Annotated in this window: 16 protein-coding genes; 4 read left to right on the forward strand and 12 right to left on the reverse strand. The window is 72.2% G+C overall.

All coding sequences use genetic code 11. From position 1 onward, the window contains the following. Positions 1-37 precede the first annotated feature (37 nt). The 6 genes from ABEB12_RS00540 to ABEB12_RS00565 form a co-directional block, all read right to left on the reverse strand. Positions 38-325 (reverse strand): hypothetical protein, encoded by a 288-nt coding sequence (locus ABEB12_RS00540; protein ID WP_185058414.1) that lies wholly within the window; start codon positions 323-325, stop codon positions 38-40. A gap of 224 nt (positions 326-549) precedes the next feature. Further along, entirely contained in the window at positions 550-1,176 is a 627-nt protein-coding gene (gene sigM, locus ABEB12_RS00545) for an RNA polymerase sigma factor SigM (protein ID WP_185058415.1), read from the reverse strand. A gap of 54 nt (positions 1,177-1,230) precedes the next feature. Continuing rightward, a complete protein-coding gene (locus ABEB12_RS00550; protein ID WP_185058416.1) occupies positions 1,231-3,054 on the reverse strand; it encodes a protein kinase family protein in 1,824 nt (607 codons plus the stop codon). A 97-nt stretch (positions 3,055-3,151) separates the two neighbouring features. Next, on the reverse strand, positions 3,152-4,786 hold the full coding sequence (gene murJ, locus ABEB12_RS00555) for a murein biosynthesis integral membrane protein MurJ (protein WP_345702447.1): 1,635 nt from the start codon (positions 4,784-4,786) through the stop codon (positions 3,152-3,154). Then, positions 4,783-8,265 carry a DUF6049 family protein gene (locus tag ABEB12_RS00560; protein ID WP_345702524.1) on the reverse strand — a complete coding sequence of 1,161 codons (3,483 nt, stop codon included), beginning with the start codon at positions 8,263-8,265 and terminating at the stop codon, positions 4,783-4,785. Before ABEB12_RS00560 ends, murJ begins: the two co-directional genes overlap by 4 nt. 44 nt (positions 8,266-8,309) lie before the next feature. Further along, entirely contained in the window at positions 8,310-8,807 is a 498-nt protein-coding gene (locus ABEB12_RS00565) for an NUDIX domain-containing protein (protein ID WP_185058418.1), read from the reverse strand. 236 nt (positions 8,808-9,043) lie between these two features. Between ABEB12_RS00565 and ABEB12_RS00570 the strand changes: the two genes are divergently transcribed. After that, a complete protein-coding gene (locus tag ABEB12_RS00570; RefSeq protein ID WP_345702448.1) occupies positions 9,044-10,468 on the forward strand; it encodes a CCA tRNA nucleotidyltransferase in 1,425 nt (474 codons plus the stop codon). Positions 10,469-10,566: 98 nt separating this feature from the next. Here the strand turns inward: ABEB12_RS00570 and ABEB12_RS00575 are convergent, their stop codons facing one another. Then, a complete protein-coding gene (locus tag ABEB12_RS00575) occupies positions 10,567-11,823 on the reverse strand; it encodes an MFS transporter (RefSeq protein WP_185061036.1) in 1,257 nt (418 codons plus the stop codon). A gap of 304 nt (positions 11,824-12,127) precedes the next feature. Here ABEB12_RS00575 and ABEB12_RS00580 point away from each other — a divergent pair, with 304 nt between their 5' ends. After that, positions 12,128-12,703, forward strand: a complete 576-nt coding sequence (locus tag ABEB12_RS00580) for a TetR family transcriptional regulator (RefSeq protein ID WP_185058420.1) — start codon at positions 12,128-12,130, stop codon at positions 12,701-12,703. A gap of 218 nt (positions 12,704-12,921) precedes the next feature. Here ABEB12_RS00580 and ABEB12_RS00585 read toward each other — a convergent pair whose 3' ends face one another. Next, a complete protein-coding gene (locus ABEB12_RS00585) occupies positions 12,922-13,356 on the reverse strand; it encodes a nuclear transport factor 2 family protein (protein ID WP_185058421.1) in 435 nt (144 codons plus the stop codon). Positions 13,357-13,474: 118 nt separating this feature from the next. Between ABEB12_RS00585 and ABEB12_RS00590 the strand changes: the two genes are divergently transcribed. Beyond that, the gene (locus ABEB12_RS00590) at positions 13,475-14,077 is read left to right on the forward strand and encodes a YqgE/AlgH family protein (RefSeq protein ID WP_185058422.1); all 603 of its coding nucleotides are present in this window, start codon (positions 13,475-13,477) and stop codon (positions 14,075-14,077) included. 1 nt (position 14,078) lies between these two features. Here the strand turns inward: ABEB12_RS00590 and ABEB12_RS00595 are convergent, their stop codons facing one another. Then, positions 14,079-14,510 (reverse strand): SdpI family protein, encoded by a 432-nt coding sequence (locus ABEB12_RS00595; protein WP_185058423.1) that lies wholly within the window; start codon positions 14,508-14,510, stop codon positions 14,079-14,081. 203 nt (positions 14,511-14,713) lie between these two features. Here ABEB12_RS00595 and leuS point away from each other — a divergent pair, with 203 nt between their 5' ends. Next, a complete protein-coding gene (gene leuS / locus ABEB12_RS00600; protein WP_185058424.1) occupies positions 14,714-17,641 on the forward strand; it encodes a leucine--tRNA ligase in 2,928 nt (975 codons plus the stop codon). Here the strand turns inward: leuS and ABEB12_RS00605 are convergent. The 3 genes from ABEB12_RS00605 to ABEB12_RS42015 all read right to left on the reverse strand — a co-directional run bounded on the left by ABEB12_RS00605 (position 17,638) and on the right by ABEB12_RS42015 (position 22,365). Next, positions 17,638-18,819 carry a glycoside hydrolase family 172 protein gene (locus ABEB12_RS00605; protein WP_345702450.1) on the reverse strand — a complete coding sequence of 394 codons (1,182 nt, stop codon included), beginning with the start codon at positions 18,817-18,819 and terminating at the stop codon, positions 17,638-17,640. The two genes, leuS and ABEB12_RS00605, sit on opposite strands and share 4 nt — an antisense overlap. Before the next feature lie 72 nt (positions 18,820-18,891). Then, complete coding sequence (locus ABEB12_RS00610) at positions 18,892-20,865, reverse strand: PhoX family protein (RefSeq protein WP_345702451.1); 1,974 nt, start codon at positions 20,863-20,865, stop codon at positions 18,892-18,894. Positions 20,866-21,732: 867 nt separating this feature from the next. After that, the gene (locus ABEB12_RS42015; RefSeq protein ID WP_425572174.1) at positions 21,733-22,365 is read right to left on the reverse strand and encodes a C40 family peptidase; all 633 of its coding nucleotides are present in this window, start codon (positions 22,363-22,365) and stop codon (positions 21,733-21,735) included. Positions 22,366-22,420: the final 55 nt, after the last annotated feature.

Genomic DNA, 22,420 nt, shown 5'->3' on the forward strand with positions numbered 1-22,420 from the left:
AATTCCGCGCGGTGACCCACGTCGCCACCTGGGGTGTTCAGCGTCCTACCAGGGTGTCCGCGAGCACCGTCGCGCAGTCGGCGGACAGCACCAGGGCGCGCAGGCGGCCGGGTTTGTCGGTGGTGAGCACGAGCAGCCGGCCAGGGCGGCCGTCCAGCAACACGTCCCGCTCCCCGATCGGGTGGCCGTCGCCGACCCGGGCCGGACAGGCGGGTGGGCCGGGCGGGTGCAGGCCGGTCAGCGCGGCCGGGGTGGCGAGCTGGTCCGCGCGCAATGCCAGGGCCTGGGGGGCGTTGGCGGTGTCCGCACTGCTCAGTGCGAGCACAGTGGCTATCGGCAGTATGGCGGCCGCGAAGCGGAATAGCGCCGGCGGTGAGATCCGTCTCGGACGTGCTGGCTTGCGGCGATGTTTCACGTGAAACACTTGTTCGACTCGCGAGGGCGCCTGCGCGGGCGAGGGGGCCGCGGCCAGGGCGGCGTGCCAGCTGGCCAGCACATCGGCTGGTGGTTCGAGCTGCGGCAGCGCGGCCAAGGCCTCGCACGGGTCGGTCATGGCCGCTCCCCCGTCGCTGCCGCTGGGGTGCCGGGCCTGAGCAGCTCGCCGAGCCGGGCCCGAGCCCGTGAGCAGCGGCTTTTCACCGTGCCGGCGGGCACGCGCAGCATCTGTGCCGCCTCGGCCACCGAGTAGCCCTGTACGTCCACCAGCACCACGGCCAGCCGCTGGTCCATCGGCAGCCGGCGCAGCGCCTGCTCGACGTCCAGGCGCAGCTCGTGGTCCTCGATCGGGTTCCTCGGCGCGGGCACGTCCACCTCGGTGGTGCCGCGCGGCGGCAGGGCAGGGCGGGCGCGGTTGTACCGGTAGCGGTCCCGGCAGGCGTTGACCACGATGCGAACCAGCCAGTTCCTCACGTTCGCCTCACCCCGGAAGCCGACCGCGCCCTGGTGCGCGCGTAGCAACCCGTCCTGCACCGCCTCGGCGGCATCCTCCGCGCTGTCCATCGCCCGTACGGCCACCGACCAGAGCACCCTGCGGTGGCGTTCAACCAGCTCGCCGAAGGCGTACCGGTCACCGGCCAGGTGGGCGTGCAGCAGCTCGCCGTCCGTCCGTTGGTCGTCCGCCGTGGGCACGTCGGTGAAGTTATATCGCTCGGCCGGTGGCGCGGTCGGCTTCGGCATCCGTCGTTCGCGATCGCAAACAGTGCCGAACTCGCGGAATCGTGGGGGCGCGTCCTAGCCCGTTGCACGTTCGAAGCGGAGTTCGGAGATCTCGGTGATATTCGCCGGGGAGAGCTTGGTGATCCAGATGAGCACGTTCTGCACCGGTTGGCTGCCGGAGAGGGAGACCACGGCCCGCCCGCCGACCATGGTGGTGTCGGTGATCGGGATCGTCTGGGTGAAGGCGGCGTCGGGTGTGGGGGCCGAGCGAATCTCGATGCGGCTGCCGCTGCTCGGCGAGACGATGGTCAGGCGGGCCAGCTGCACCGGCGTGGCGAACGACACCATGATCCCGACACCGGGCTTGAGCACCGGGAACGGGTTGCGGTACTGGTACGTGCTCCAGCTGGAGTTCGGGTCGCCGTCCACCGCGCGGGCCACCCGGCCCGGGTTGTCCGGGTCGCCGGTCGGGTCGAACACCCGGACCGAGGCGGGGTGGGCCACGGCCTCTCCACCGGGCCCGGCCTCGCCGGGGCCGGCCGGGGGCGGCGCGGCGCCCTGGGCGGTGCCGCCGGGGGCCCCGTCCACCACGATCGCCGGCGTGGACGACGGCAGCACGCCGAGCACAGAGCCCACCTGGATCAGGACGTACACCGCCGCGATGAGCAGACCGGCGCCGAGGCAGGCCATGCCGATGGACACCTTGCGCTTACGCTCCGGCTCGTCCTCCGGCTCGGAACCGGGCGCGCGCCAGACCTCGTCCGGGAAGGCGGTGCCGCCGTCGTTGGGCGGAGGCAGCAGGGCAACTTCGTCCTCGGCGTCCAGCAGGTCCTCGATGGCCTGGTGGACGGCGGTGGCCGTGTGCACCTGCTCCGGCGCGGGGCAGGACCCGAGCGCGCCGACGGCCAGCGCGGACGCCTCCAGCGACACTCCCGGGCGGACGATGCCCGGCGGAACCGCGACGTCCTGCACGTCCCGGGGCGCCGCCGGCAGGCCGGCCAGCTCGGCGTCCGTGCCGGACAGCGGCCAGCGGCCGGTGAGCAGCGTGTAGAGCAGCGCGCCCAGCCCGCGCACGTCGTCGACCGGGGTGGTGGACGGCGGGGGCAGCGCGAACGCCAGCCGCGCCTGGCCCTCCGGGGTGATACGGATCCGCTGGGGGTGCGCGCATCCCAGTACCAGGCCCTGCGCGTGTGCCGCATCGGCGCAGCGGGCCAGCGGGTCCAGCATGCGCAGCGCCCGGCCGGTGGCCGGCGGCCCGGCGGCCACCGTATCGGCCAGCGACCGGCCCTCCACCCACTCGGTCACCGCGACGCCGAGCACGTCGTCCGGCACGCCGCCCCGGCCACGCTGCATGACGTCCAGCAGCCGGGCGCAGCCGAGATGCTCGAACCGGCCCCAGCGGAGCGCCATGTTGATCATCTCGGCGGCCTGGTCGGTCTGGCCGGGCTCGCTGCTCTCGCGCAGCAGGGTGAGCCCGACGTCCCGGGCCAGCACGATGTCCCTGGCCTGCCAGAACACGGCGTGCACCGAGGCGTCCGCGCCGACCTGGCCGAGCAGCCGATAGCGGCCGGCGATCATCCCGCCCACGGCCAGCCGCGCCGGACTGGTCGAGAGGCCGGGCGCCGACGAGCCGTTGGTGGTTTCCGCGGTGACCGGCGAGGCGAGGCTGGTGACCGGCACCTCCGCCGGAAGCCTGGTGCCGTTGGCGGCGGGCGGGTCGTCGGAGTCGAAGTCCGGCAGCGGCATGTGCGGCTGGGTCGGTTCCAGCGGCTCGGCGGGACGGGCGGCGTCCGGCGCACGGCCGTTCGAGTTTGGTGACCCCGGCTCGCTCTCGTCTCCGGAACGCGGTGAGGACCCACCCAGGGTCGCGGACGAACCCTGTTCCGCTGGCCCGTTCACCCCGCTCAACCCCCTCCGTTGGCCGGATGGCCCCAGGGTACGACAGGTCCGGTCCGCTCGGCCGCGTTTACGGCGTGGCGAGATCGGAGCGTCACCATCATTTCCCCGCTCGGCCGCGTACTCGCTGCCAGATCGGGTCCAGTTCACCCAAACGAACCAACCGCATCATGCCGAGAGTCACCAGAAGAGTGATTGCGGTCCCGCCCACCAGCTCGACCCACGCGCGGGCCACCGGCGGCCACCCGTCGAGCACCCCGCCCAGCGCGTACCACATCAGACCCACCGCGACGAATCCCCCGATCGACGAGCACACCGCCGTCTTGCCGAAGGTGAGGAACGAGGACGAGGTGTCCAGCGTGCCGCAGCGGATGCGCAGCCACACCTGGCCGACCAGCGCGCCGACCAGGAAGGAGAAGCTGTTCGCCACGCCGAGGCCGAGCACCACGTTCTCCGGGGACAGCACCATCGGGCACAGCAGCAGCAGCGGAACCTTCACCGCGACCATCATCATCTGGATCAAGGTGGGGGTGCGGGCGTCCTTCATGGCGTAGAAAACCCGCAGCTGGAGCATGGTGAGTGCGTACGGGAGCAGGCCGAACGCGGACACCGCCAGGGTCGCGCCGAGGCGGGCCGCGCTGGCCTCGCTGGTGCGCCCCATGCTGAACAGAGCCACGCCGATGGAGCCGCCGAACAGCGAGATCAGCACGGTCACCGGGATCAGCGCCACGGTCGAGTAGCGGCTACCCAGGGACAGATCGCTGACCACGCCGGTCATGTTCCCGGCGGCCGCCGCGCGGCTCATCCGGGGCAGCAGTGCGGTCAGCAGGGACACCCCGAGCACGCCGTACGGCACCTGCAGCAGCAGCCAGGCGTTCGTGTAGGTGGCCACGCTGCCCGAGTTGGGCCCGGCCACCCGTGTGGTGACGATGTAGCCCAGTTGGCCGATCAGCACGTAGGCGATGACCCACAGGGCCAGCCCGCCCGCCTCGGTGAGCCGGCGGTCCCAGCCGAGCCGGGGGCGCCAGCGCACGCCCACCTTGCGCATCGAGGGCAGCAGCACCAGCGTCTGCACGACGATGCCCAGGGTGGTGCCGATACCGAGCACCAGCAGCTTGGGGTCGTCAAACCGGATGTTGGTCAGGTCGATCTCGCCCGGGGTGGCCAGGTAGGCGCCGATCACGCCCAGCATCACCACGTTGTTCAGCACCGGCGCCCAGGCGAACGGCCCGAACACGCCGCGGGTGTTCAGGATCGCGCCGAACAGCGCGCCCAACCCGTAGAACACGATCTGCGGCAACAACAGCAGCGCGAACGCGCTCGCCAGGCGGGGATTGGCCGCGCTGTGCCCGTCGCCGCTGCCCAGGTACAGATAGGTGAGCAGGGGCGCGCAGGCGATGGCGATCAGCGTGGCGACCAGCAGCACCACGGCGGCCACGGTGAGCAGCTTGCGGGTGTACTCCAAGCCGCCGTCCGCGTCGTCCCGTTGCGCGCGCACCAGCAGCGGCACCATCACGCTGGTCAGCACGCCGCCCAGCAGCAGCTCGTAGACGATGTTGGGCAGCGTGTTCGCCACCGTGTAGGAGTCGTTGACCACGGCGAGGCCGAGCGCCGCGGCGAGCGCCAGTTGCCGGGCAAACCCGGTGATCCGGCTGACCAGGCTGGCCAATGCCATCGAACCGCTGGCGCGGAAGAGCGAGGGCCTGCGGTGCTGCGGGGTCGCGACCGGGCTCACCGCCGGGGCAGCTTCGGGCCGCGTGGACGGTTCGGCTGATTGTTCCGCCGGTCCTGCTCGTTCTGCTCGCTCGGCTGTTGCGTCGACTCCTCCGGCCGGCCGTTCCGGGACGGCTCGCCCGGTCTCGGCGGCACCGGGCCGGGCCGGCCGTTCTGCGCCGGCGGCCAGGCCGGGTTCGTCCTGGGGCGGTTGGTCGGGGCGCCGCTGCCCGGGTGGTTCGGCGGCAGGTGCGGTTGGTTCGGCGGGGACGGTTGGTTCGCCGGTGTGCCGTCCTGGTGGTTCCTCGGCGTTCCGGGCGGCGAACTCGGCGGCGTGCCCGGTTGGCTCGGAAGCGTGCCTTGGTGGCTCGGCGGCGTGGCGCCCCGTTGGTTCGGCGGGCGGCGGCGGGCCGGCCGGGTGAGCGGGGTCGTGGGCGGTGTCGAGGGCCGGTCCGCCGGTGCGTTCGTCGGCGGGCCCGCCGGGTTGCGCTCCCACGGCGCCGCCGGAGGCAGGCCCGAGGGGGTGCGCGCCGGAGGCGGCGTTCCCGGGAGCATGCGGTCCGCCGGAGCCATCGCCGGGGACGTGCGGTCCGGCGGTGGGGTCGGGGGCGTGCCCGGGGAGGTGCGGTCCGGCGGCGTTCCCGGGGACATGCCCGGGGAGACGTGGTCCGGTGGTGGGGTCGGGGGCAGGCCGGGCCGGGTGCGGTCCGGCGGTGCGGCCGGTGGGGTGCGGTCCGGCGGCATCGGCGGGGTGCGGTCGGCCGGGATCCCGGGGGTGGTGCGTTCGTGCCGGCGGGTCGACCGGCCGCGCGTCGGTTGGTCCGCCGTGGCGTGGGAAGGCGCGGCTGGGGAGCGGGACGGTTCCGTCGATGGGTGGGGCTCCTCCGGCAGGCTCGCCGGCAGCAGCGCCGGCACGGTCGGGGTCGCGTCCATCGGGGAGATTCCGGTGGTCAGCGCCGCGCGGGTGGCCGTCCGCCGCCGGGGTGCTTCCGGTTCGCCGGTCGGTGCCTCGGTCGCTTCCCGGGTGTCCGTGGCTTTCCGGGCCTCGGTCGGTTCCGGGGCCTCGGTCGGATCGGGAGTCGGGTTCGCCGACCTCCCGGCGTGCCGGCCGCGTCTCCGGGCCCTCCGCGCGCCGGACGGAGCGCCCGCCGCCGCGAGGATCGGCTCGGCGGTCGGTTCGGCCACTTCCGCGGGTCCGGAAACCCGGGATGTTGAGCCGTCGCGACGAACCCGCCGGATGATCCGTCGCACCGCGAGGATCACCAGCAGCAGGAACGCCGTGCCCGTCAACCACACTGTGATGGTGCCGTAGGCGGTGGACCGCAGCAGCAACCGGCTAGGCACTCCCAGCGGCGCGCCGGCCGGAGTGGTCAGCCGTGCCTCCACGCTGAATGATCCGGCCCGGCTGAGCTGCGCGTTCACCTTCAACGGCAGCCGGCCGAACGGCGGGATGAGGGATTCCTCGATCGGTTCCGTGCGCAGACCGGGCGTCGGAGCCAGCGCAACTTTCACCCGCATGGCCACCGGAAGCCCGTTCGCCAGGGTGATGGGGAGCGGGGCCTCCTCGGCGCCGAACGCGTAGGGCGTCGGCGGTTCCATCACCCGCACCAGGGAACGCAACAGCTGCACGCGCTGGGTGATCACCGTGGTGGCGTTGCGGGCCAGTTCGGGCTGGCCGCGCCACATGGCCGAGCCGCCGCGCAGCATCGCCTCGGTGACCGGGTCGAAGACCTGCTCGACGGTCGCCCCCACGCCGGACTGGGTCTGGGCGGCCCCGCGCAGCTGGCCGGCGACGTCGCGGGCCTGCCGGAGCCGGTTGGTCACGGCGGTCGGTACCTCGCGGGCGCCGGCCCGCAGCGAGTAGACCAGGCTGGCCGAGCCGGTGCCCGGGTTGGCCGCCTGGGTGGGCAGTGGGGCGGGCACGGCCTGGCGGGCGGCGACCAGCGCGCCGACGGCGCCCAGCAGCGCCTGGGCATCCTGGCCGGGGGTGTTCCACAGGTGCGGCGGGGCCAGCAGGACCGAGGGGTTGGTCGAGTTGAACACCCGATGGGCCAGCGTGCCGATGACGTCCTGCGCGGACAGCGGCGCCCCGGTGCCGGCCGGGCTGGTGTTGCTCACCCCGCCCAGCCAGGCGAGGCTGCGCTGGCCGCCGCCGGCGGGGTCGAACGCGCTGCCGGTGATCCGGGCCTCCTCCTGGCCCTCGGCGGCCTGGGTGAGCAGCGGATCGGCGAGCAGACCGGTCGCGGCGGCCGCCGGGTTGCTCAGCTTGGCCACCGTGGTCGCCCCGGAACCCCGCCCGGAGTGGTTGACCGAGTCGGCGGAGAGCACCACCGACCGGCCGCCCTCGCGCAGGAAACCGGTCAGCGCGCGCTCGTCCAGCAGCCCGTCGGCCGGCCACACGGTGTCGGCGCGCACCGGCGTGCCGAGGATCTCGGTGGCGATCCGCGCGCCGTCCTTGGTGGCGTAGCGGGCCAAGTCGTCCAGCCCGGCGCGGGACAGCGCGACCAGGTCGGCGTCGGCGTACGGGATCGGGATCACGCAGCGGCCGGCGGCCACCGCGCGCAGCCGGTCCAGCCACTGCTTGGCCGACTGGGCGCCCCGGCCGGCGGACTCCGCGCCGTCCGGCCCGCGTACCCGGTAGCCGTCCGGCTGGGACATGTCCCGCACGGTGCGCAGCAGGTCGGGGTCCACCGCCAGGCAGACCGCGTCGCGCACCGGTGAACCGGGCGGCGTGGCCACCTCCAGCGCGCCGACCAGCCCGGACAGCCGGCCGCCCTGGGCCAGTGAAGTGGCCAGCTCGTCGTCGCCGAGCAGCACCGGCTCGCCGGGGCCGGTGGGCAGGCGGCGGGGCTGGTCGGCCAGTGGGTAGAGCATCGTGATCGCGGTCGGCTTGGTCGCCGGTTGCGGGTTCACCGGCGGGTTCTGCGCGGCGGTCGCGCCGGCCGCCGCGGGTAAGCCGAGCACCGGCAGCAGCGTGCGCACGGCGGCCAGCCGGGTCTGGCCGCCGCCGGACGTCGAGCCGTTCACGTTGATCAGCAGCTCGTACACCCCGGTGCGCTGGAGGGCCAGCGAGGTGGTGGACGACCCGCGCAGCGGGATGACCAGCCGCACCGGGTGCTGCTCGCCGGGCGCGAGCTGGTCGGCGACGTCGGCGAACCCGGGGGTCACCGCGTCGTCGGCCGCCGCACCGGTCAGCGCGGTCCGGATCTCGCCGTCGGTGCGCAGCCGGTCCCCGCGTTGCGCGCGTACCTGCAGGTTCTTGACCGGCTGGTCACCGGTGTTGATCACGACGCCGGTCACGGTGAGCTCGGCGGGCGAGCTGGACGTGACCACTCGGGGCTCCATGGAGTCGATGCGCAGGCCGAGCTTCGCGGTGCTCCGGGTCTGCTCCCGGTCCGGCGCCTGGGCCGGCACCTGAGCCAGTGCTCGAGTCGGTGCTTGAGCCGATGCGGCCGGGGGCAGCAGCGTGGCCAGCAGACCGAACAGGCCGAGCGTCAGCACGGCCAACGCGACCAGTCTGGTCGCGGGCCGAGGCCGACCCGGCATCACGCCGATTCCTCCAACAGGGCGTTCGCGCGGCGTACCAACCGCCGCTCGTCCGCGTAGGCGAGTTTCTTCTCCAGCTCATCCAGCGGTACCCAGGCCACCTCGGTGACCTCGACGTCGTTGTCGGAGAGCTCGCCGCCGGTGGCCCGTAACAAGTAATGGTGCACCGTCTTGTGCACGCGCCGGTCGTCGGCCACGAACCAGAAGTCGATGGTGCCGAGCGGGGCCACCACCGAGCCGATGATTCCGGTCTCCTCGTGCACCTCGCGCACCGCCGCCTGCTCCGGCGTCTCGCCCGGCTCGATGTGGCCCTTGGGTAAGGACCACAGCAGGCGCCCGCGACGGTCCAGCCGGCCGATCACGGCGGCGATGGAGAGTGCGCGGTCCACGACAAGCCCGCCGGCGGAGGTTTCGTCCACCGTGCGCAGCCGGCCTTGTCGTCTGCGCTCCGGGCCGCGCCCGCGGCGCCCATCCGAGCGACCGCGGGAAGGGGACATGTCGAGGATGGTAACGATGTCGCTAACTCCACGTTCGCCGTATGAGCCGATCAGCGTTCGGTTTTCCCGGACGGTCGTTCGGTTACCGATCAGTTAGTTCGGCGTGGTTCGGCCAACCGAGTTTGGTTGAGGAACGCGATTGCCTAGACTGGCCCGCCGTGCCAACCTCCGTGCCGGCCTCCACTGTGCCGTCCTCGCCGTCCCTGCACCATCGCCCGACTCACTCTGCCCATCGAATGACCCGGGTCCGGGAGAATGCGGTGGTGGAGTTGTTGAAGCTGGCGCCGACGGCCGATGAGCTGGCGGGGCGGTTCGCCGCCGCCGGCCACCGGCTGTACCTGGTCGGCGGCAGCGTGCGGGACGCGCTCCTGGGCCGCGCCGGCTCCGGCGGCGACCTCGACTTCACCACTGACGCCCGGCCCGAGCAGGTGCAGAAGATCCTGCGCGGCTGGGCCGACCGGCAGTGGGACACCGGCATCGCCTTCGGCACCATCGGCGCGGTCCGCCGGGGGCAGACCGTGGAGATCACTACGTTCCGCGCTGACCGCTACGACCGGGAGAGCCGCAACCCCGAGGTGGCCTTCGGCGACACGGTCGAGAGCGACCTGCTGCGCCGCGACTTCACGGTGAACGCCATGGCCGTGCAGCTGCCCGAGCGCAAGTTCGTCGACCCGCACGACGGTTTGGCCGCGTTGGCCGCGCGGGTGCTGGACACCCCGGCCGCGCCGGAGGACTCGTTCGCCGACGACCCGCTGCGCATGTTGCGCGCCGCCCGGTTCGTGTCGCAGCTGGGCTTCTCGGTGGCGCCGAGGGTGCGCGCGGCGATGACCGCGATGGCGCCGGAGATCACCCGAATCACCGCTGAGCGGGTGCAGGCCGAGCTGAACAAGCTGATCACCGGCGCACACCCGCGCGCCGGCATCGAGCTGCTGGTGGACACCGGCCTGGCCGACCACGTGCTGCCCGAGGTACCGGCGATGCGCCTGGCCACCGACGAGCACATGCAGCACAAGGACGTCTACACGCACTCGCTGGTCGTCATGGAGCAGGCGATTTCGCGTGAGGAGCCCGGCCGGCCGGATCTGGTGCTGCGGATGGCCGCCCTGCTGCACGACATCGGCAAGCCGAAGACCCGCAAGCTGGAGAAGGACGGCCGGGTCAGCTTCCACCACCACGAGGTGGTCGGGGCGAAGATGACCCGGGCCCGGCTGCGCGCGCTGCGCTACTCGAAGGCGACCATCGACGAGGTCTCCCGGCTGGTCTACCTGCACCTGCGCTTCCACGGCTACGGCACCGGGGAGTGGACCGACTCGGCCGTGCGCCGTTACGTGACCGACGCCGGCCCGCTGCTGGACCGGCTGCACAAGCTGGTGCGCTCCGACTGCACCACGCGCAACCGCCGCCGGGCCTCGGCGCTGCAACGCTCCTACGACTCGCTGGAGGAGCGCATCGCCGCGCTGCGCGCCCAGGAGGAGCTGGACGCGATCCGGCCCGACCTGGACGGCAACGAGATCATGCGGATCCTGGGCATCCCGCCCGGCCCACTGGTGGGCAAGGCCTACAAACACATGCTGGCCCTGCGCATGGAGCGCGGCCCGATCTCCCACGAGGAAGCCGAAACCGAACTCCGCACCTGGTACGCCGCCCAACCCCCTCACTGATTCAGTGCATTCTGGCCGCTGATTCAGTGTGTTCTGGCGGCTGATTCAGTCAGTTTCGGCGGCTGAACCGACTGAACCAGCCTGCTGAACCGACTGAATCAGGTGGGGGTGGGGGCGGCGCGGCGGCGGGTCAGGAGCTCGTGGGCCAGTAGGCCGAGGAGGTAGCAGGCGGCCGCCAGGACCAGGAGCAACGGGCTGCGGCCGTGCATCGGGGCCAGGATTGCGGCGGCCGCCACGGCTACGACGTAGCACATGTTGAACACCGCGTCGTACAGCGCGAACACCCGGCCCCGGCGATCGTCGCCGACCTCGCTCTGCACCGCCGCGTCCGCGCACAGCTTGACCATCTGGCCGGCGCAGGTCAGCACGAACGCGCCGACCATCGCCATCTCCATGCAGATCGCGGTGCTCAGCACCAGCATGGTCGCCGCTCCGACGACCAGCGAGATGCGGACCGTGTTGCCCCGCCCCAGCCGGCGGGCCAGCCAGGGGGTGACCAGCGCGGCTACCGCCAACCCGGCCGCCGCCACGCCCACCATCTCGCCGATCCCGGCCATTCCGGCCAGCAGGACGCCGTTGGACGAGAACGAGTGCCGGAACAACAGCAGCATCAGCAGTATCGAGATGCCGTAGGCCAGCCGGTGCGCCATCAGCGCGGTGAACGAGGAGGCCACGCTGGGCACGGCGGCCATCGCGCGGGCGCCGTCCACCAGGCCTCGGGCCACAGCGACGATCGCCTGCTTGGCCTCGGTGCGCTCGTCCGGGCCGAGCACGCCCTGGCGGAACCCGGCGGCGAACACCGCGGCCAGCACCGCGCCCAGTGCGGCGATCACGGTGATGACCGCGGACCCGGTGTTGTCCCCGCCGAACACCGCGCGCAGGGAGATGGCCAGCGCGCCGCCACCCGCCGCCACCGCCGCGCCGACCGTGGTGGCCAGCACGTTCGCCTCGACCAGGTGCCGTTTGACCACCACGTGGGGCAGCGCGGCGGACAGCCCGGCGAGCACGAACCGGGTCACCCCGGCGACGGCCAGCGCGCCGAGGTAGAGCGGCGGGCCGGCCACCCCGGTGGCGACCATCGCGGCCACGCCCACGGTGAGCACGCCGCGCAGCAGGTTGGCCACCCAGAGCACGCGGCGGCGGTCCCAGCGGTCCAGCAGCGCGCCGGCGAAGGGGCCGATGATCGAGTACGGCGCGAGCAGCACGGCCAGCCCGATAGCCACCGCCATCGGGTCGGCCTCGCGTTCCGGGTTGAACAGCACCGCGCCGCCCAGCGCGCCCTGGAACATGCCGTCGCCGCACTGGGCGGCGAACCGGGTGGCCAGCAGCCGGCGGAAGCCCCGGGTGCCGAGCAGTCCGCGCCAGCCGAGGCGCTCCTCCGGTTCGGTTTCGGGTTCGGCTGAAGCCGCCGGCCGCCTGGGACCCGGTGCGGGATCCGGTTCCGGGTACACCCGTGGTTCCGGTTCCGCCAGGGCGGCTGGCGCGTGCTCGTATGACCCGTCCTTACGGGTCTGCCGGTGTGCCGAACTCACGAGCGCCAAGGCTAACGGCTCGCCCCGCGAACGCCGTCAGGGATTGACCAACCCCTAAGGCGACCATCCGGTGAAGAGCAGGTGTCCCCGGCGCTATCTTTGACACAGTGTCAAGGAAGGGGACGGGATGGTCGGGGTGCGTCAGTTCGACGAGCGGGAGGCGCTCGGCCGGGCGCTCGAGGTGTTCGACGAGCGCGGCTTCCGGGGTACGTCGATGCTGGACCTGGCGGCCGGCACGGGCGTGCAGCGCGGCTCGCTCTACCACGCCTACGGCGGCAAGGAGGAGATCTTCGTCCGGGTGTTCGGCGACTACTCGGGGCGGTTCCTGGAGGGCGCCGCGGCGGCCTTGCGGCAGCCGACCCGGCGCGCCGCGCTGTCCGCGTTCTTCGACTTCTGTGTGGCGGCGATCACGGCCGGCGAGCCGTCCCGGGGCTGTCTTTCCACTCGAACGGCTGTGGATGCCGGCCGGGACGCGCCCCGGGTGGCCACCGAGGTGCGCGGATTCCTGGACCGGCTCGAGCGGGTGGTGCGCGACGGCCTGGCCGCCGCACCGGATTCCAGCTCGTTGGCCGTTGACCCGGCGGCGGCCGCCCGCCTGGTTGTCACCACCACCCGGGGCATCGCGGTGATGGAGCGGGCCGGCTTCACTCCCGACCAGCTGCGGGAAATCGCCGAAACCCAGGTGGCCGCGCTCGCGCCTTAGCGAGCAACACGGGCGGGCCGTTCATAGTCATCAGGGCATGGCGGCCGTTGCGGGTCGGGCGGAGCGGCCCCGGTGTCCTGATGACCATGGAACGGCGATCATCGATTGTGGGCTCCGGCGTGCTGGAAAGGCGGCTTGGCCGGCGCCCCGTTGGGAGATCTACCGCGGCTGGGCGCCGCGAACGTGCCCGATGCCAGTCGTTGACAACCACAGCCCAGCTACCGCCTGGCCGCGCTCGCGCCTTGGGCGTCCAGCCTCTGGAACAGTTCCCACGAGGCCCGTTCCACCCAGTTGTGCAGCAGTTTCCCGTCCTCCCGCACCGCCCACACGGCCGTACCGGTGAACTCGACCGGACGCCGGTCGGGGAGGGTGCCGAGCACGCCGTTGTTCTTCCCGCGCACCACCCAGCGGGAGGCGACCCGGCTGCCGTCGTGGTTCTGGAAGGACTCGACCACCTCGAACTCGAAGTCGTGGATCTTGTCCAGGAATGCCCGCACCCAGGCCTTGAAGTTCTCCCGGCCCTCCACCCGGTCCCCGCCGGTGGTGATCACGAAGTCGTCGACGACGAAGTCGTCCACCCGCTCCGGATCGCGGCCCTGCCATACCGCCGCCCAGAACGCGTGCACCACGTCGACCGATCTTGAGTCCGCCACGCCGACCTCCCGGTCCTCGATCTTTGACAAAACTGTCAAAAATGATAGCGACCGGCGGCCGAAGCGGCTATGCGGTTGCCGTCACGTCGCTGTCATTCGCGGGGGGCAGAATGAAACGATGAGCGACGTGGCGGCGGATGCGAAGGGCTCGGCGGAGGAGCGTGATGTCGAGCCGGGCACCCTGCTGGTGGCGGCGCCGGGGCTGCTGGACCCGAACTTCCGGCGCACCGTGGTCTACATCATCGAGCACCGGGACGAGGGCACCCTGGGCGTCGTGCTCAACCGGCCGAGCGAGGTCCCGGTGAGCGAGGTGCTGCCGGCCTGGGCGCCGCACACCTCACGGCCGGGTTCGGTGTTCGTCGGCGGGCCGGTGGACGCCCGCACCGCGCTGTGCCTCGCCGCGTTCCAGCCCGGCCACGACCCGGAGTCGATCGACGGCGTGGTCGGTGTGCGCGGCCCGATCGCCCTGGTGGACCTGGACTCCGACCCGACGCTGCTGGCCCCCCGGTTGCGTGGCCTGCGGGTGTTCGCGGGCTACGCGGGGTGGAACTCCGGGCAGCTGGACGGCGAGATCGGCCGGGGCGACTGGATCCTGGTCCCCGCGCTGCCGGACGACGTGCTGGCCACCACCAACGGCGATCTCTGGGGTCGTGTACTGCGCCGGCAGGGGATGCCGCTGGCCCTGCTCTCCACCTTCCCCGCCGACGTGGCGGCCAACTAGCTCAGGCTTCTGGCTGGCCGGCGCACGCATTGCGGGCGGCCAGGTCGCAGCAGGCGCACGAGCCACCGCAGCCGGTGAACCGCTCCGGCTCGGGCACCCGGGCGGCCGCACGGTCGCCGAGCAGGCCGGCGGTCACGGTCAGCGCGATCACGCCGATCCCGCCGATCACCACCAGCGGCCACCCGCTGACCGCCGACGGCGCGAACAACGCCCCCGACCCGCCGAGCACCGCGACCGCGGCGGCGGCCAGGCAGAACGGCGCGCCGACCTGGTTGCCCACTGCGAACGTCTCCTGGTCGCGCATGGTCGCCGGGGTGCGCACCCCGGCGAACCGGTTCCTGGGCAGTCGCCGCCGCCGGCCCAGCCAGCCGACCACGACCAGCGGCATGCCGCTCAGCACGAGCAGCCCGGCAATCACCGACAACACAGTCACCCGCCCACTTTAAAGGCTGCGCGAGCGGCTACCCTGAAGGTGTGCCAGCGGCCCGCTTGCTGCTTACCTAGCCGCGCTGAGCGCTCGAGGAGCGTCGACTCAGCGCGGCCGATCCGGTACGCCTGGGCGCTGGGCCGTCACTCGGTCTCCCCGGTCAGCCGGCATCAGCTCGCGCGGCCCAATCGTGGAGGACCGGAGAGAACATGAGCACCGAAACGGCGGAGACCGTGTCCGCCGGCAACCCAGGTAACGGGCAAGCGGCCGAGGAGATCCCGCCGTTCCGGTACTCCGCGGCGCTGGCCGGGCAGATCGAGCGCCGGTGGCAGGACCACTGGGAGGCGCACGGCACCTTCCGGGCGCCCAACCCGTCCGGGCCGCTGGCCGACCCCGCGCTGGTCGAGCAGCGCGGGCAGAAGGTCTACCTGCTGGACATGTTCCCGTACCCGTCCGGCTCCGGCCTGCACGTCGGGCACCCGCTGGGCTTCATCGGCACCGACGTGCTGGGCCGCTTCCTGCGGATGACCGGCCACAACGTGCTGCACGCCATGGGCTTCGACGCCTTCGGGCTGCCGGCCGAGCAGTACGCGGTGCAGACCGGCACGCACCCGCGCAAGACCACCGAGGAGAACATCCAGCGTTACCGCGCGCAGATCCGGCAGCTGGGCCTGGCGCACGACGACCGCCGCTCGGTGGCCACCACCGACGTCGAGTTCTACCGCTGGACGCAGTGGATCTTCCTGCAGATCTACAACTCCTGGTACGACACCGCCGCCGGCAAGGCCCGCCCGATCGCCGAGCTGCGCTCCGAGTTCGAGTCTGGCGTGCGGACCGTCACCCCGGCCTGGTCGGAACGGGACGAGGCCGGCCGCCGGGAGCTGATCGACTCCTACCGGCTGGCCTACCTGGCCGAGGCGCCGGTCAACTGGTGCCCCGGGCTGGGCACCGTGCTGGCGAACGAGGAGGTCACCGCCGACGGCCGCAGCGAGCGCGGCAACTTCCCGGTGTTCCGCCGCAACCTGAAGCAGTGGATGATGCGGATCACCGCATACTCCGATCGCCTGGTCGACGACCTGGACCGGCTGGACTGGCCGGACTCCATCAAGTCCATGCAGCGCAACTGGATCGGCCGCTCCGAGGGCGCCCTGGTCCGCTTCCCGTTGCGTATTTCCACGCAGAGCGGCTCTGCGTGGAAATCTGCTACATCCGCCGGGATCGAGGTGTTCACCACCCGGCCGGACACGCTGTTCGGCGCCACCTACATGGTGCTGGCGCCCGAGCACCCCCTGGTCGACTCGCTGGCCCCGGCCGAGTGGCCGGCCGAGGTCGACCCCCGCTGGACCGGCGGAGCGGCCACCCCGGCCGAGGCAGTCGCGAGCTACCGCACGGCGGCCTCCCGCAAGTCGGAGCTGGACCGGCAGGAGAACAAGGACAAGACCGGCGTGTTCACCGGCGGGTATGCCACCAACCCGGTGAACGGCCAGCGCATCCCGGTGTTCGTCGCCGACTACGTGCTGATGGGCTACGGCACCGGCGCGATCATGGCAGTGCCCGGGCAGGACCAGCGCGACTGGGACTTCGCCCAGGCGTTCGGGCTGCCGATCATCCGAACGGTGCAGCCCCCGGCGGACTGGGAGGGCGAGGCCTACGTCGGCGCGGGCGCGGCGGTCAACTCGGCCAACGACGAGGTCAGCCTGAACGGCCTGGAAGTCGACGAGGCCAAGCGCACGATCATCGACTGGCTGGCCGCGCGCGGCGCGGGCGAGTCGGTGGTGCAGTACAAGCTGCGCGACTGGCTGTTCTCCCGGCAGCGTTACTGGGGCGAGCCGTTCCCGATCGTGCACGACGAGTACGGCCCGGTTCCGCTGCCCGAGTCGGCCCTGCCGGTCGAGCTGCCGGAGATCGACGACTACTCCCCGCGCAGCTACGACCCGGACGCCGCGGACACCCAGCCGGAGCCCCCGCTGTCCCGCAACAGCGACTGGGTGAACGTCGAGCTGGACCTGGGCGACGGCCCGAAGAAGTACCGACGCGAGACCAACACGATGCCGCAGTGGGCGGGTTCGTGCTGGTACCCGCTGCGTTACCTGGACCCGACCAACGGCGAGCGGTTCGTCGGCGAAGAGGTCGAGGTCTACTGGATGGGCAAGGACCCGTCCGGGCACGGCGCCAGCGACCCCGGCGGCGTCGACCTGTACGTGGGCGGCGTGGAGCACGCGGTGCTGCACCTGCTGTACGCCCGGTTCTGGCACAAGGTGCTGTTCGACCTGGGCCACCTGTCCTCGGAGGAGCCGTTCCGCCGGCTGATCAACCAGGGTTACATCCAGGCCTACGCCTACACCGACGCGCGCGGTTCCTACGTGCCGGCGGAGGAGGTCGTGGAAGCCGGCGATGGTTTCACGTGGAACGACCAACCGGTCAAGCGTGAGTACGGGAAGATGGGCAAGTCGCTGCGCAACGTGGTGACCCCGGACGAGATGTGCGACCGGTACGGTGCGGACACCTTCCGCCTGTACGAGATGTCCACCGGGCCGCTGGAGGTCTCGCGGCCGTGGTCCACCCGGGACGTGGTGGGCTCGGCGCGCTTCCTGCAGCGGCTGTGGCGGCTGCTGGTGGACGAGCAGACCGGCTCGCCCCAGGTGGTCGAATCCAGCGAAATCGACGACGACACGCTGCGCCTGCTGCACCGGACCATCGCCGGCGTGCGCGAGGACTACACCGCGCTGCACTACAACACCGCCGCCGCCAAGCTGATCGAGCTGAACAACCACCTGACCAAGCGGTTCGGGCCCGGCGCCGTGCCGCGCTCGGTGGCCGAGCCGCTGGTGCTGCTGCTGGCCCCGATGTGCCCGCACATCGCCGAGGAGCTGTGGTCACTGCTGGGACACGGTGAGTCGCTGGCCTTCGCGGCGTTCCCGGTGGCCGACGAGGCCTACCTGGTGGCCGAGACGGCCGAGTACCCGATCCAGGTGAACGGCAAGGTCCGTTCCCGGGTGACCGTGCCCGCCGACGCCGACCGCGAAGCCGTGGAAGCCGCCGCGCTGGCCGACGAGAAGATCGTTGAACTGCTGGCCGGCGGCACCCCGCGCAAGGTCATCGTGGTGCCCAACCGTCTGGTCAACGTGGTCCTCTAACGGCGCCAGGGCTTGCGGGTGAGCAGGGACTGGATGCGCGCCCGCAAGCCGGTGGCCACCGTGCTCGGTCCCACCGGCACCACCTGCGGCGCGGTGACCAGCTGGCTCGCCGCCGGCGCGGCCACCGCGCGCGGCCGGGCCTGGTACCAGTACGCGGTGGTGGCGATGTCCGCCCTGGTCAGCGGCAGGTAGCGGCCGCCGGACTGCCAGCCGAGGGCCTGCACGGTCACTCGCAGGTCGCGGTCGAAACAGATCGGGTCGGCGGTGTGCCACCGGTACATCCCGAACCGCTGGTAGGGCTGGTAGATCCGGTCCGGCGGCAACACCTGCGGCAGCCCGAGCCGGGCGGTGGCGTAGGGCACGTACCGCCCGGCGAGGTCGAAGTTCCACGCGCCGCCGAAGTAGTCCTCGGTGCCGGTGCCGCAGATTGTGGGGAACTCGCCGTCGCCGTCCAGGTAGAACTTCAGCTCGCCCTCGCCCCACCAACCCGCGTCACCCGGCTCGATGGCCATATAGGTGCCCACGTACCGCCCGGCCACGCCGCTCCCGGTGGTGGCCGCCGCGGCCACGTCGGCTTGACCCGCGCCGGTGTCCAGCAGGGTGTGCACCGCCGGATCGCCCAGCGGGTTGGCCCGCCGCCAGCTCGCGTGCAGGTAGCCGGCGCTGTCCGGGACGTCCCGCAACACGTAGCTGACCTGGTAGTACACCATCACGCCGTAGTCCAGCGTGCTCTCCAGGGTGATCCGGGCGCGGGAGCGGAACGGCATCGGCCAGTAGCTGTTCAAACCGCCCGCCGGCGCGACCACGATCATCTCCGAACCCAGCAGCGCCAGCTCGCCGGGCCACCCGCTGCAGAAGAAGTCGCCGAGCGGCACGGCGACCGAGGGTTCGGGCGAGTCGTCCCAGTACATGCGCAGCACCAGACCACGCAGGTTGCGCCGGTCGGTGGTCAGCCAGATGTGCTGGATGACGCCCGGCCCGGCGACCTCGGCGAGGGTGGCGGTCGTTCCCGCCGCCAGCTCGATCGACGGCGAGACCTTCCACCCCCGCCCCAGCTCGCGGCTCGCCGGCGCTCCCGTCCCCTCGGTAGCCATCCCCCCGGCGCCCTTCGCCCCGGTGAAGTTCTCCGGGCTGACCGACCGCGACCTACCTGGGGTGATCTCCCAAATCTCCGCCACGCCGGCCATCATGCCGTCAATCCCGCGCCGCGCCGGCGCCAATACGTGTGTGCGGGCGGCCCGGGCGTTGGCTCATGCCCCGATGGGGGCGCCTCCGTCGCGGGTGACGCAGACGACGGCGGGGCGGGGTTGGCTGGTGCCGCCGTCGGGCCAGTGGGAGGACGGTTTGTCGGCGCTGGCGTCGTCGGTCTCGCCCGGATGCTGCACGGAGACCAGCACGAAGCTGTCCATGACCACCGGTCCGCAGGTCTCCGCCCCGATCGGCACGGTGAGGAACTGCTTCACGTGGCCGCGTTCCGGCCCCTCCAACGGCACCACGAACAGCCCGTCGTTCGACTTCAGCGCGTTCCCGTCGGTGGAGATCCAGAGATTCCCGTGCGAGTCGAAGTCCACGTTGTCCGGGCAGGAGATCGGGCTGACCTGGGTCTTGTCGAAGCCGCCGTAGTAGGTGTCGGGCGCGGCCGGGTCGCCGCACACCAGCAGCAGCGACCAGTCGAACGCGGTACCGGTCGGGTCGTCGCCGCGCTCGGTCAGCTCCAGGATCTGGCCGTGCTTGTTGGCCGGCCGGGGGTTGGCGGCATCCGGGCCGGCCTTGCCGGCGGCGCCCCGGTCGGTGTTGTTGGTCAGCGCGACGTACACCTTCCCCGACCTCGGGTGCGGCTGGACGTCCTCCGGGCGGTCCATCTTGGTCGCGCCCACCTTGTCGGCGGCCTGCCGGGTGAACACCAGCACCTCTTCGATGCTCATCCCGGGAACCTTGCTCACCCCGTTCTCGGTCAGCTGGATCCAGGTGCCGCCGCCCGCGTGCTGCCCGGAGCCGGGCGCCGGTGCCGGGCCGGTGAACGTCGCCACGTACAGCGAGCCGTTTTCCAGCAGGGTCTTGTTGTGCGCCCGGTCGCCCGGTCGGTGCGCGTCCCGGGAGACGAACTTGTACAGGTACTCGAACCGCTCGTCGTCGCCCATGTACGCCACCGCCCGGCCGTCCGCCGCCAGCCGGATGTTCGCGCCTTCGTGCTTGAGCCGGCCCAGCGAGGTGTGCTTGACCGGCGTGGACGTCGGCTCCTGGGGGTCGATCTCCACGATGTATCCGTACCGGTTGACCTCGTTGGCCTCCCGGGCCAGGTCCCAGCGCGCGTCGAACCGCTCCCACTTGGTCAGCGACGCCCCGGTGGTGATGCCGTAGCGCTTGATCCGGGCGGCGGCGGTCGGTTCGGTCACCGCCGAGGCGTTCCCGAACAGCCCGTGGAAGTTCTCCTCGCCGGACAGGATCGTGCCCCACGGGGTCAGCCCGCCGGAGCAGTTGCTGTGCATGCCCAGAACCGTGCGCCCCTCGGGGTCGGCGGCGGTGCGCATCGGCGCGCTGCCGGCGGCCGGCCCGGTCAGCCGGAACGGGGTGAGCGCGGTGATCCGCCGGTTCAGCGGGTCACCGGGGACTGCCTCGAGCGCGCCGCTCGCGCCCCGGCGGACCGCCACCACGCTGCCGCCCACCGCGTTCCAGCTGATCCGCACCTGGTCCTCGGTGGGGTTGTCCTTGTTGTAGCCGGTGAACATGAACTCCGGCGTGACGTACTCGTGGTTGCTCCACATCGCCCAGCGGTCCGGGCCGAGCGGCACCAGCGCGCAGTAGTCGTTGTTGAACCCGAACTGGCCGGCCTGCGCGTCCGGAGTCTGCTTGGCGAAGTCGAACGCGGGCGCGCCGGGCAGGATCGGGTCCCCCCAGCGGATCACCACCGAGTTCGTGTAGCCCTCGGGCACCACCACCGCGTCCTGGGTGTTCGGCGCGACCGGGGTGAACGCGGTGCCCGGCGCCGGGGGTGTGCTCGTGCCCGGGCCGCCGGTCCCGTTCCCGGTTCCAGAGGGCCCGCCGCCGCAGGCGGCCAACGCGCCGCCGCCGACGCCGACCAGGGTGAGCAGCGCGCCGGTCTTGATCACCGATCGCCGGTTGAGGGACTGGAAGGTCGGGTTCAGGGAGCGGTTGGGCGCGTCGTGCGCGCACGCCGACGCGCAGCGGTACGCGCAGGTGATCGCCGACCGCCCGGTCGGCACGCGGGCAGGCTCGGGCGCGGATTGTGGTGGCACGCGGGCTCCTGGGTTCGGTGAACGCTTAGCGCTGACCTCATCCGACAGGAGTAAATACTGAGAGACTTCTGAATGAACGAGAGGTGAACACCCCGTCATTCCGATCTTGCGGATCGGCGCCCTGAAACGCGGGCGCCGAATTCTGTATCAGGCGGGTCTACCTGCGGTATATCGAATGTTGAAGGGGCTGGAGACCGCCGGGCCACCGTCGCCGGCGCAGGGCTTGTCACGTCCGGTTCGCGCTCCGTTTGCCGAGGGTTGCGCGCGGCCGGGCGGTCTCCCGTGGCCCGAGGGCGGGCCGTTGCGTTTGGGCCCCGGTTGAAGACCGTGATTGGAGCGCGGGTGGCTGATCGCGCTCGTCTTCATCGCGCGCTCGCGCGGTCCGATCTACTCCATGATCGAACCGGGCTGGGCGAGCGCTCGGCGCGCAAGCGTGGCGCGGGCTCGTCCGGAGGCAACCCTGGCTATTGCGGTTCGTAGCGAACGGACTGCCGGTGTGCCGTCCTGGCCGACTTCTCGACCGGCCCGCTCGCCAAACGAAGATCGACATCAACCTCACACACCTATCTCGGCTCTGGAAGGTGTGTGAGGTTGATGTCGATCTAAAAGCCCGCGGTTGTACTCGAGCGGTGGTCGACCGACCAAGCGGCGCCTTCCAGGCGGCCCTTCAACAGGCACCGTTTCAAGTGCCGGCCGACGCCCGCCCGACTCGCTGTACCTGAACTCCCGACTCGCCGTACCCGAATCCCCGACTCGCTGTACCCGAACTCCCGACTCGCCGTGCCCGAATCCCCGACTCACCGTGCACGAATCCCCGACTCAACGGGGGTGGGGTTAGACGCGGCGGGCGTTGTGGAAGGGCATGCGGCTCATGGGGCTGATCTTGACCACGTCGCCGGTCTGGGGGGCGTGCAGAACCATGCCGCCGCCGACGTAGATGCCCACGTGGCTCACCGGCGAGTAGAAGAAGACCAGGTCGCCGGGCTGCAACTGGTCACGCGCGACCGCCTTGCCGACGCCGCTCTGCGCCCGGCTGCTGCGCGGCAGGGAGACGCCGGCCTGCTTGTAGGACCACTGCATGAGCCCGGAGCAGTCGAAGCCGCCCCGGCCGGTGCCGCCCCAGACGTAGCGAGTGCCCAGCGCCTTGCGGGCGGCGGCCAGCGCCGACGCGCCGAGGGTGGGCACCACCGGCGGCACGGGAGCGACGGCGGGCGCCAGAGCGGGAGCGGCGGGAGCCGGTGGAGCGACGAAGGTGCCCAGGTTGGACACGGGAGTGTGGGCCGGAGCGACCCGGAGGCCGGCGGGGAGCGCGTCCGGTGCGGCCGGCAGGGGCAGGGCAACCTGCAGGGGGGTCTGCGGCGCCTGGGTGCGGGCGCCGGTGTGCGCCGCGACGGTCGTGGCGGACGCGGGTGCGGTGCCGAACAGCACAGCGGCAATAACCGCGGTCGCGCTGGTCAGTCTGTGCACGGCGGTCAAGCTCCTTCGAGGTGCCCCGCCGACCCATGGGCACGCACGGCGCACC

The organism is Actinospineispora eucalypti (assembly GCF_039543365.1).
In the GTDB taxonomy this organism is placed as follows: Bacteria; Actinomycetota; Actinomycetes; order Mycobacteriales; family Pseudonocardiaceae; genus Pseudonocardia; species Pseudonocardia eucalypti.

Excerpts from the sequence above, each read along its gene's own strand:
- ABEB12_RS00580 (WP_185058420.1), top strand. The coding sequence starts at position 12,128 with ATGGTCGGGGTGCGTCAGTTCGACGAGCGGGAGGCGCTCGGCCGGGCG.
- ABEB12_RS00570 (WP_345702448.1), top strand. The coding sequence starts at position 9,044 with ATGACCCGGGTCCGGGAGAATGCGGTGGTGGAGTTGTTGAAGCTGGCG.
- leuS (WP_185058424.1), top strand. The coding sequence starts at position 14,714 with ATGAGCACCGAAACGGCGGAGACCGTGTCCGCCGGCAACCCAGGTAAC.
- ABEB12_RS00590 (WP_185058422.1), top strand. The coding sequence starts at position 13,475 with ATGAGCGACGTGGCGGCGGATGCGAAGGGCTCGGCGGAGGAGCGTGAT.
- ABEB12_RS00565 (WP_185058418.1), bottom strand. The coding sequence starts at position 8,807 with ATGTCCCCTTCCCGCGGTCGCTCGGATGGGCGCCGCGGGCGCGGCCCG.
- sigM (WP_185058415.1), bottom strand. The coding sequence starts at position 1,176 with ATGCCGAAGCCGACCGCGCCACCGGCCGAGCGATATAACTTCACCGAC.